Origin of the sequence: Pseudomonas meliae, from assembly GCF_001400515.1 — a bacterium.
Classification (GTDB): Bacteria; Pseudomonadota; Gammaproteobacteria; order Pseudomonadales; family Pseudomonadaceae; genus Aquipseudomonas; species Aquipseudomonas amygdali.
The window spans coordinates 1-10,234 of sequence record NZ_LJQT01000374.1; the positions used below are offsets into that span (position 1 = coordinate 1).

General features: G+C 58.3%; 7 protein-coding genes and 3 pseudogenes. 4 read left to right on the forward strand and 6 right to left on the reverse strand.

Going from position 1 to position 10,234, the window contains the following annotated elements; genetic code table 11:
- Positions 1–116 precede the first annotated feature (116 nt).
- A complete protein-coding gene (locus ALO64_RS17755; protein ID WP_002554983.1) occupies positions 117–476 on the forward strand; it encodes a PilZ domain-containing protein in 360 nt (119 codons plus the stop codon).
- A 28-nt stretch (positions 477–504) separates the two neighbouring features.
- Here ALO64_RS17755 and ALO64_RS17760 read toward each other — a convergent pair whose 3' ends face one another.
- Both ALO64_RS17760 and ALO64_RS17765 read right to left on the reverse strand, forming a co-directional pair.
- Positions 505–1,848 (reverse strand): DUF58 domain-containing protein, encoded by a 1,344-nt coding sequence (locus ALO64_RS17760; RefSeq protein ID WP_044345189.1) that lies wholly within the window; start codon positions 1,846–1,848, stop codon positions 505–507.
- Positions 1,845–2,948 carry an AAA family ATPase gene (locus ALO64_RS17765; protein WP_044345190.1) on the reverse strand — a complete coding sequence of 368 codons (1,104 nt, stop codon included), beginning with the start codon at positions 2,946–2,948 and terminating at the stop codon, positions 1,845–1,847. Before ALO64_RS17765 ends, ALO64_RS17760 begins: the two co-directional genes overlap by 4 nt.
- Before the next feature lie 293 nt (positions 2,949–3,241).
- Here ALO64_RS17765 and ALO64_RS17770 point away from each other — a divergent pair.
- From ALO64_RS17770 to ALO64_RS17775, 3 genes and pseudogenes are all read left to right on the forward strand, one after another.
- A pseudogene (locus tag ALO64_RS17770) lies at positions 3,242–3,514 on the forward strand (haloacid dehalogenase); the annotation flags it as partial.
- A pseudogene (locus ALO64_RS26655) lies at positions 3,502–3,636 on the forward strand (D-amino-acid oxidase); the annotation flags it as partial. The pseudogenes ALO64_RS17770 and ALO64_RS26655, both read left to right, overlap by 13 nt.
- A gap of 531 nt (positions 3,637–4,167) precedes the next feature.
- A complete protein-coding gene (locus ALO64_RS17775) occupies positions 4,168–5,553 on the forward strand; it encodes a GntP family permease (protein ID WP_044345192.1) in 1,386 nt (461 codons plus the stop codon).
- Positions 5,554–5,673: 120 nt separating this feature from the next.
- Here the strand turns inward: ALO64_RS17775 and ALO64_RS17780 are convergent, their stop codons facing one another.
- The 4 genes and pseudogenes from ALO64_RS17780 to ALO64_RS17795 form a co-directional block, all read right to left on the reverse strand.
- On the reverse strand, positions 5,674–6,891 hold the full coding sequence (locus tag ALO64_RS17780; RefSeq protein WP_044345193.1) for a DUF4350 domain-containing protein: 1,218 nt from the start codon (positions 6,889–6,891) through the stop codon (positions 5,674–5,676).
- Positions 6,888–8,476: pseudogene (locus ALO64_RS17785) on the reverse strand (DUF4129 domain-containing protein). The gene ALO64_RS17780 and the pseudogene ALO64_RS17785 overlap by 4 nt, the downstream one beginning before the upstream one ends.
- The gene (locus tag ALO64_RS17790; RefSeq protein ID WP_044345194.1) at positions 8,463–9,443 is read right to left on the reverse strand and encodes a stage II sporulation protein M; all 981 of its coding nucleotides are present in this window, start codon (positions 9,441–9,443) and stop codon (positions 8,463–8,465) included. The pseudogene ALO64_RS17785 and the gene ALO64_RS17790 overlap by 14 nt, the downstream one beginning before the upstream one ends.
- A complete protein-coding gene (locus ALO64_RS17795) occupies positions 9,440–10,165 on the reverse strand; it encodes an RDD family protein (RefSeq protein WP_044322035.1) in 726 nt (241 codons plus the stop codon). The genes ALO64_RS17790 and ALO64_RS17795 overlap by 4 nt, the downstream gene beginning before the upstream one ends.
- Between the last annotated feature and the right edge of the window lie 69 nt (positions 10,166–10,234).

Sequence of the window (10,234 nt, forward strand, 5' to 3'; positions counted from 1 at the left end):
TTTTGCAGCGCCTCCCTAGGCCGAGGCGGTTATCGCGCAGTGCCTCGTTTTTGGAAGTCCGCAGCCAGCGAACGGTGTTACGTGATCGCAACAGTGGTCTTGGAAGGCAGCCTGCCATGTATAAAGAGCGGAAAATAGAACGGCACCAATTGCAGGATTACCTGCAGGTCTTCAATCGTCATACTGGCAGGCTGATGGGGTGTCTGGGGAATGTGTCCGGGGAAGGGCTGATGCTGATCAGCGAACTGCCCGTTCTGGTAGGGGCCAGGTTCGATCTGTGTCTGAAAATGCCGAATGGCAATATCGGGCAATCAATAGATCTTAGCGCCAAGTGCCTCTGGAGCCACGAAGACGAGACGCCAGGGAGCTACGACTCCGGTTTCGAGTTGTCTCAGGTCTCGACAGAATACCTGGCGTTCGTCCAGCTCTTGCGGGAGTATTTCTGTTTCTACCCCTTTTATGAAGCCTCAGCCTGAGGCTGCTGGCTGACTCGCAAGGTTTCGCTTATAGCGTACCTGCCTTTTTCCAGCTCAGATAACGGCTGACCAGCTGCGGCCCCAGCTCCCTTGGTCGAGCATCCATTATTGCAATGCCTTGAGCACTCAAGCGGTCGTGTAGCGAAGCGCGAGCGTTGAGGAAATTCAGGGTTCCGCAATAATCCAGCGCTTGATCATAGGTTTGTACGGGGGCCTGACGCAGACTGTCGAGCACTTCCTCCCTGAGGCTGGCAATCAGCACCCGGTGCTGCTTGCCAAGCTGTCTTGCAGCAGCCACCAGCTCCTCATCGTCTTCATCGCGCAGGTTGGTGATCAGTACCACCAGTGAACGTCTTTTATGGCGCACCATCAATTGGCGAACGGCGGCGCTGTAATCAGCGGGTCGCCGGGTGGTCTGCAGGTCATAGACCGAGTTGAGCAACAGGTTGAGCTGCCCCGGCCCTTTTACGGGGGCCAGATAGCGGTCCTGCTCACCCGCAAACGTCGCAAGGCCAACCGAGTCACCCTGACGCAGTGCGACATAACTCAATAGCAGGCAGGCATTGAGCGCGTGATCGAAGTGAGACAAATCACCGTCCTGGCTGCGCATTCGACGTCCGCAATCGAGCATGAAAACGATCTGTTGATCCCGCTCGTCCTGATACTCGCGAGCAATGGGGGAGCGCTGGCGGGCGGTAGCTTTCCAGTCTATCTGGCGCAAGCTGTCGCCTTCACGAAACTCGCGCAACTGATTGAATTCCATTCCTGCCCCGCGACGTTGCAACTGGCGCACCCCCAGTTGGCTCAGCCAGTTGTCCACCGCCAGCAGTTGCCCACCGTAAAGCCGGGCGAAGTCCGGGTAAACGCGGGTCGTGCTGTGTACCGGAAGATAGCGGCGTGCCGTCCACAGGCCCAAAGGCCCCGGCAGGCTGATTTCGCACTGCTCAAAGGTAAAATGGCCACGGCTCGAGGGGCGCAGACGGTAACCGATGCTGCCTTTGCCGCGCGCAGGCAGGATGATGGACTGCGGCAGGTTTTCATGTTCCAGGCCATGCGGCACATGATCGAACACCTGCATGGTGACTGGCTTGGTGCCGTTGTGTTGGAGGTCGAGCCGCGCCTCGTTCCTGCGATCCAGCGCCAGGCTGCCCGCAAGCTCACGCTGCACGCGTGGCGAGGGACGCCTGAGCAGCCAGAATGCATCGAGCAGGCTGACACCCGCGAAAGCCAGCAGCGCTGCCCGATAAAGCTCGTCGATTTTTGCCGGATACTCGATGCCCAGCGCATGGAGCGTTCCTGTCAGCAACGCAACGCACATGAACCCACCGAGCCAGCGCAGCATCGGAACCGACGGTTTCAGAACCTGTTTCACAGGCGAGGTGCCGAGACCTGGTCAAGGATCTGCCGAAGCACCTGATCCACCGAAAGGCCCTCGATGTCCAGCTCCGGTGACAGCCTGACCCTGTGTCGCAACACAGCCAGCGCGCAGCCCTTGATGTCGTCCGGAGTAACGAACTCACCGCCGCGCAACAATGCTCTGGCCCGCCCGCCACGCACCAGTGCAATTGAAGCGCGCGGCCCTGCGCCCTGGCTAAGACCTGGCCAGGTGCGCGTACTGCGCGCCACGCGCACGGCGTAGTCCAGCACCTGTTCATCAATGGGCAGCTCGCTGGCAATGCGTTGCAGTGCCTGAACCTCCCGAGCCTGCATGATGACCCGCAGCGGTCGCACATCCAGCATGTCGGCACGGGTCGAGCGGGTGACCTGGCGCACCATGTTCAGCTCTTCCAGCGCTTCGGGATAGTCAATGCGCAGCTTGAGCATGAAACGATCCAGTTCGGCTTCCGGCAGTGGGTAAGTGCCTTCCTGTTCGATAGGGTTCTGGGTTGCCAGCACAATGAACGGCTGCGGGATGGGCAGCGCCCGACCTTCGAGGGTTACTTGTCGCTCCTGCATGGCTTCGAGCAGCGCGGCCTGCGTCTTGGCCGGTGCCCTGTTTATTTCGTCGGCCAGCAGCAGGTTGGTGAACAGCGGCCCCTTGCGCAGCTTGAACTGCTCGGTCTGCATGTCGTACACGGCATGACCGGTGACATCGCTGGGCATCAGGTCCGGCGTAAATTGAATGCGCGCGAACTCACAGCCTATGCAACTGGCAAGCGCCCGGACCAGCAACGTCTTACCCAGCCCCGGTACGCCTTCCAGCAGCACATGCCCGCCGCCGATCAGGGCGGTCAGCACGTCCTCGATCACTGCGTTTTGGCCAATCACAGCCTTTTGCAACTCGTTACGCAACGCCTGAGCCAGCTGGCTGGCGCGTTGCCGCTGCTGCAACTGAGTGCTCGCGGCGCTCGTCGGGCTGGCCGGTTCGATGGCAGGCTCGATAAAGGGCCCGGTGCTGCCTGATGTTTCGGGCGTTTGATCGCTCGCGACTTCTGGAGCGTCACTAACTTTTATATTAGATTTATCGTCCATAAATCAATTACTTACCTGATTTGGCTTTTTCGTAATTTTTGTGCGCAGCGACTGAATGTTTTTTCTCTTGCCGAGCATTATTTCAATGGTAACCGCTCAGGGCATGCGGCGTATTGGTGCATGCCATTCAATTGCGCTGACATAGCTGCCGTCTGCACCAAAGATAGATATCTACGCAAGGATGCCTTTTCTGTCTGAAAGGCAGGTGCGTTTGCGTGCCTGTTACGTAAAGACAGCAATCGACCAGGATCGGCCACTCACAGGCAGTGCCCCTCCGGCTTTATTCAGGAGTAGCGCCGTTCCACAAAGTGTTCACCGCTCAACAGGCTCAAGCCTATAAACCGCGCCTGGCAGCGTCTGAGTTCATGCTCGATAGCCTTGGCTGCGCACCTGAAGATGTGCTGCACGTATCTTCAAGCTTCCGTTATGACTTGATGTCGGCCCATGACATGAAAATCAAGCACAAAGCCTTCGTCGCCCGCGGCCATGAGCAGCCGGCGGATGTCGCCTTCGGCTACCACCAGATCCCGGACATTGGCGGATTGCCAGGATTGGTCGGTCTTTAAGCCCCGGCGCGAGTCACTTGATTGCCGATATTGTCAGCTGCGCACCCCTTATCGTTGATCCGCGACCGTATCACCCGGGCCGGTTCCGGAAATCAGCCTGGAGTAAAGTGGCGGACTTCTGATCGACTGCATTGCTCCGCAGATTAGCTGGCGTCCCTGAACACAGCTTGCATCTGCCCTCTGTCTGCAGTTACGACCTGATCTTGCTTATGAAAGAAGATCAGTCTTGACAAGTTTTTGTCATTGGGGAAATACTTTGCTGAAATTCATATATATGACTATATAACAAGGCGAATAGGTCAATGAATGCTCTGTCCAACGATGCCCGTTTGCCGCTGTATCAACGTCTTCATGACCAGTTGGCCCAGCAGATTGCAACCAATCACTGGCACCCTGGCCCGTGACTACGCCGACATCCCGCTAGAGTGGCGTCGCTCTCATGCCCATTTCCATGTTGACCTCCTGACTGAACTACCTGACAGCAGTGACATGGCAGCAGGTTGCGAAGTGTTTGCCTTTCCTGAAACGGGTGTTGCACGTGAAGGCACCCATACGCTGTCTGGTTTTTTGCGTGCTCCGTCGAGCGTTACGTCTCGAACCGGTTTTTCAAATGCTGAGTGCAGCCTCAGCGCCAGCCCAACTGAGATATTTTCATGACTACCTTAGATATACAGCTTCTAATGACCGCGCTTGTCAGCGTCGTGGTATTGGTGGCACTGACCGTGTCGCGCCTCAAGATGCACCCGCTTTTGGCCCTGATGGTAGTTTCTGTTGGTGTGGGCTTTGCTACCCAAATGCAGCCAGAAAGTATCGTCGCTCACTTGATCGCCGGTGCCGGAAAGACACTAGGGGCAGTTGGGATTGTGATCGCGCTTGGTGCGATGCTAGGCAAAATCCTGGCTGATGCTGGCGTCACGGAGCAGCTGGCCGAGGTCATCCTGAAGCGCACCCCGGATCGCCTGATACCTTGGGCAATGATGATGGTTGCGTTTGTAGTTGGCATACCCATGTTTTTCGAGGTGGGTTTGGTGATTATGCTGCCGCTGATATTCAGTGTGGCCCGAAAGCTGGAAAGCCAGGCTCGCTTCAAAGGCTCGGCGTATGTGTATGTGGGTGTTCCAGTGATTTCGGCGCTCGCCGCCATGCATGGCATGGTACCGCCGCACCCTGGCCCGTTGACGGCCATCGCTGCACTCAAAACCTCAGTGGGGCCCACAATGCTCTACGGTTTTCTCTCCGCTATTCCAGCAATGATTTTGGGCGGTCCACTTTATGGCGCGTTCATTTCGAAGCGCATGAGCACCAGGCCTGATCAGGCATTACTCGATCAGTTCACTCTGGCCGAAAAAACCGACAATCAACCCCGTCCCGGCGTTTTGCTCGGCGTACTTGCAGCCTTGCTACCGGCGATCCTGATGCTGATCAATGCCGTCGCCGAGATGGTGCTACCAAAGGGCAATGCGATCCTGCAAATGGCCAGTTTCGTGGGCAACCCTTTGATATCCATGCTCTTAGGCGTGCTTTTCGCCGGCGCAAGCCTGGTACTGGCGCGCGGTGGCGACGCCGAAAAGGTGCGTGATTCACTGGGTAAAAGCCTCAAGCCTATTGCCTCCATCATCATGATCATCGCAGGAGGCGGGGCATTTCAGGAGATGCTAACCAGTGCCAAGGTAGGCGATGCTATCGTGCACCTGACCCAGCAGTCTGCCTTCCCTCCGTTAATCCTGGGTTGGCTGATTGCGATGTTACTCTCGGTCTCTACTGGCTCCGCAACTGTGGGTATCGTAGGGGCTGCAGGCCTGTTGGCACCGCTTGCGGGTGCTGATCCCACCCTCAACTTGCCCTTGCTGGCATTGTCAATCGGCTGCGGTTCGCTGTTTTTCAACTATGCGAATCATGCAGGCTTCTGGATGGTTAAGGAGTCCTTTGGCATGACAATGGGGGAGGCGACGAAGACTATCTCGGTGGTTCAATCCATTGTGGCGGTGGTCGGATTGGTTGTGGTGTTGATCTTGAATGCGGTTATTACAGTAAGTTGAGTCGGGATTCATTCGCAGCGCCGAAGCCTGCCCAAATGAGGTATCCAACACTACGTACCCATGAGCTTCTAAAGGTTTGATTTCAATATCGCAGATATCCAACGATTCGCCAGTGCAGGATCATAGGGCATTCCTGAGCGTTTGCAGGTGGGCTACCTGACGGGTGAATTCGCTGTGTGAGACGCGTTGCGGCGGGCGAGGGCGCAGGGCGTCGCTGATGGCGCTGGTGGGCTGTCGGGTCAGGCGCGAAAGCACCTGCCATTGTTCTGCGACAGCCAGCCGCTCGAAGCCTGGATGAAGCTGGCGGGCGCGGCGCAGGATGTCTTGTTGCAGGCTCTTTATCAGCGTTTGTTGCCCGCTGCGTCTGCGCAGGAACTCGGCGCTGGCACGCAGGTGCTCGGTCAGTTGGCGACGTGCAAGGGGGGCGGGCCGTCGCATCGGGCCTTCGCGCAGGCCGATGTGCCAGAGGCCCAGGCCAATCAGCAACGCCAGCGTCAGCAGTGCCTGAGGGTAGTTGCGCAGCAGCAGGGTCAGCAGGTTGTCGTGTTCGGTTTGCAGCACCAGGGTCACTTCACTGCCCTGGGTCAGATACCAGAGCAGCCAGGCATTGTCATAGTTGCCGATCGAGCGGGTTTTCCACAGGTTGGCGTCAGTCACAATCGTGATCAATCCGTTACCACGGTTTATTTGCAGCAGGTGTGTGGCATCGGCGCTGTTGGCCCACGACTGTGCATGGTCTTGCGGGTCTTCCAGATGGAACGCCGGATCGAAGCTCATGTATGCCGGGGCACTTTCGTTTTCCAGATACAGGCGTGTCAGCTCCGGCCAAGGCTCTTTTTTGCGTTTTGGCGAGGGGGTTATCAACGGGATGGGCAGCGGCGGCTGAGCGTCGCTCAGCTGTTGTTCCTGCGCATTGATGGCCGTGGTGAGGTACTGATGAACCTGCAACCTGTCCAGCAACAGATCGCCGCTGCGACCTTTTTTCTCATTCCAGAGTTGCTCGGCCACCAATAGCAGGTGCCCGCCCGCTTCGGCCCAGTTCAGCAGCCGTTCGGTTTGCGCAGGTGTCATGTCTTCCCGGTCATTGAGCAATAGCAGCGTCTGGGTGCTATGACTCGGGTCGGGAAGCCGGGCCAGTGTGTCAGTGGTGTTTACCGTGATGGAGAGGCCACGCAGGAAGTGTTCGGCCGCAAGCCAGGGATTGGCCTTTGCCTGTGGAGAGGGTCCCTGATCCACGGTTTTCTCGTAGCGCTCCAGGTGACGGCTCAGGTAAAGCCCTGCGCCTGCCAGCAGTAAAAGGGCCAGTAGCCCGATCAGTATTCCGCTACGGCGGCTCATGCCTGTACCGCCGGGTTGAACAGGCGACGCCAGCCATCGCAGAGTTGCTGCCGGGCATGGGCCGGTGGCAGTCGATGCCCGTAGGCAAGGTTCTGCCAGTGTATGGTCAGGTCATGACTGAATTCACTGAGCAGCGGCTGGTTCAGCGCCGCGATGTGCGCCAATACCTGAGCTTCGGTATCGGCGCTTTTCAACGGCAGTCGATAGTCGTTCAGCAAGCGACTGAGCAGTGCGCGGTACAACAGGCTCAGGGCTTCACGGGGCTGGCTGCTCCAAAGCTGTTCGGCCCGGCCGGCGACATCTTCAGGGAGGCTTTCGGCATTCACTTGCAGGCCCAGTAGCTGCCGGGGAGCCGGGAGGGCGATTTTTGTTCTGCCGGGCGCCCTGCTTGCAAAGGTTTTGAACCAGTCTTTGTAATACCAAAGCACCAGCCCGGTCAGGCCGATAACCACGCCCCAGAGCAGCACTTCAATCAGGCTGGCCAGGGCGCTTGCGGCCCGAAGAAGCCGATTGAGCCAGGTAATCAGCCAGCCCTGGTCGTGCGTGTCCCGAACCACAGACTGGCTTTTCTGTTGTTCAGGGAAGCGCCAGCCTGTCTCGGTTTTGGGGTTCTTGAAGGGCGGCTGTTGCAGGATGCCGTGTATTTCGCTGCGGGCTGCTTCGCTGGTCAGTGTCTGACGGGTCAGGCGCGGCGTGTCCGGTGCTGCGAGGGTGGTGGGCGGTTCTGCCGCGCTGCTATCGGGCAGCGGGCAGCTGTAGCTCTGTTGTTCTGCCCAGACCGTGGCCGGTGCCGTCGAAAGCACCAGTCCGACACCGATCAACACTACATAGGCGCTGCCGATCAGGCGCTGACGCAGGCGTCTGAAAACCAGCTCTATATCCCACGCCTCAAGAACCGTACGGCGATTGAGGTACAGGGTAAAGCCGCACGCAACGTAGATGGGTTCCCAGAGTACCAACGCCAGTGCATAGAAGAGGTTGGTCAGGTGGTCGATCCATAGCCACTGGTTTTCAACTTCGAGCAGACTCATTCAGTGCCAGTCGATCTGGATCTGCTGCGGAATAAATGCGTAAAGCATAATCAGCAGGCCTATCCACAATGAGTATTCCAGATGTGCGCCGACGATGGTAAGCAGCCGTGCGGCGCGCAGGTCTTTCTGGCTGAGCAGGCTGATACGCAGGTCGCGTTCCGTGCCTGCCAGATGCTCCAGTTGCTGCACCGGTAACTGAAGGTGCGACTCAGGCTGAGTCTTCGCCACAACAGGCTTGGCAACAGCTGGCTTTTCAAAGTGGCGGGCCACGCCTTGAGGGCTTGCCCGAGCGTAGGCGTTGCCCCGAACAGTGACTGCGACAGGATGAGCAGCGACAAGCGTTCGAACGCAGGCTTGAGCCACCAGAACAGCAGAATGGCGGCCGTGGGATAGTCCCATAGCAGTGCGCTGAGCAGGCAAAAAACGGGCAGGGTGACGATTGCCCAACTGCTCATCAGCAGACCGCGGTGCCGACCCGCCAACAGCACGCCCAGGTCTATGGCTTCCCAAGGGGATCGAGGACGTATGGCGACGTTTGACTCAGTCAGGCGCATGAGGGGTACGTCCTGCCAGGGTCAGATACGCGGCGACCAGCAACCATAGGGCGGCACCTGCAAGGTACTTGAGCAGCGGTCCGGGCCAGGTCATCGATGACCAGTAAGCCTCAATGAATGCCGCAATAAGCAGGAACAGAATGACCCCGCCGATCAGTTGCACACTGGTCCTGGCCGCAATGCGCAGCGCGGTACTGCGCGTCAGTCTTCCTGGGGCCAGCAAAGCCCATCCCAGCTTCAGACCCGCCGACCCGGCCAGGGCGATGGCGGTCAGCTCGAAAGCACCGTGACCGATGACGAATGTCCAGAATGTCTGCCCAAAACCTATGTCGGTCAGATGACCGGCAATTGCACCTGTCATCAACCCATTGAACAGCAGAAAAAACAGGCTGCCCAGCCCGAACAGCAAACCGCTGGCGTAGGTTTGAAAGGCAATACCGATATTGTTCATGATGTAGTAGCCGAACATCATCCAGTCTGCGTCGGAAGCTCTTTCGGCGGGTTGTCCGATCCGGCTGGCCGATGGGTCATACATGCTCTGCATGTCGGCCAGTTGCTCAGGACTGACGATGCTGTAGATCAGTTGCGGAAAACCGTAGACCAACAACCCCATGCCGATCAGGCTGCCGAAGAACAACAGGCTGGCGACCAGGACGAAACGCCACTCGGCGCGCACCAGTCGCGGAAAACCTCCGAGTACAAAGCCCAGCAGACGAGCGCCCATCGCGCTGCGGTGGCGGTAAAGTTGTTGATGGCCACGCATGGCCAGTTGATGCAGGGGGTCGACCAGGTGGCTGCTGTAGCCACGCTCCTGTGCCAGCGCCAGGTGGTGGCAGACGCGTCGATAATCACAGGGGAATGTTTCGCAAGCATTGACATCGGCCTTGCCGTTTTCCAGCGCATCAAGGCGCTGACCAAAACGTTGCCACTCATCTTTATGGCGGGTTTCAAAGAGGCTCTGCTTCATTTCGGCCCCAGCAGGTTGCGGGCGATGCCGTTTACATGAGCGACCGCCTGATCAGCGGGGATGTGCAAGGGTTCAGCAAGAATTGCGGCCAGCTCCCGGGTGCGGGCAATGGACAGTTCACCTTGTCGTTCCGCCAGACCGAGCACTGCCCGTTGTTCGTCCAGATGCAGGGCGAACGGCACAATCACCGGTTCTGCCTCTGGCAGGGTGGGGCGCGTTACAGGCTGGTCGCTATAGATAACCAGCGTCCCGGCTGCGAAATCACCCAGCCGTTTGAACAATGGATGGCTCAGACAACTGATTGCACCTAGCCCGTAGCCCAGTGGGAGCATGTCTACGAAACGCAGCAGGTTGCGTATCAACGACGCGGACCAGTCTATCGGCGTGCCGTCATCGTGCACCACTCGCAGGCCGAGGACCCGCTTTCCGGGAGTGCGCCCCTGACTCAGCACTTCAAACAGCACCATGTACCACCAGTTGACCAGAAAAAACACGATGGCGGCCAGGCCCATGCCGAGCTTGTCAAACCACTGCAAGAGTAAAAAGAACACGCCGATAACGGCTGCGCGAATGGCGAAGTCGATTCCGAACGCCAATGCGCGGGAAACCAGTCCGGCAGGGCGAAGAACCATATCGATGCCTTCCGGCGTCTCGATTTCAATGCGGGTGTCCAGTGGCGTGGGCAGCGCTGCATTCCTTGGCGAAGCGGGAAGGGATGACATTGTCGGAGGACGCGCCTGAAAACGAAAACTGATGCTAGCTATCGCAGCGGAGCTAAGAGGGTGTAGACA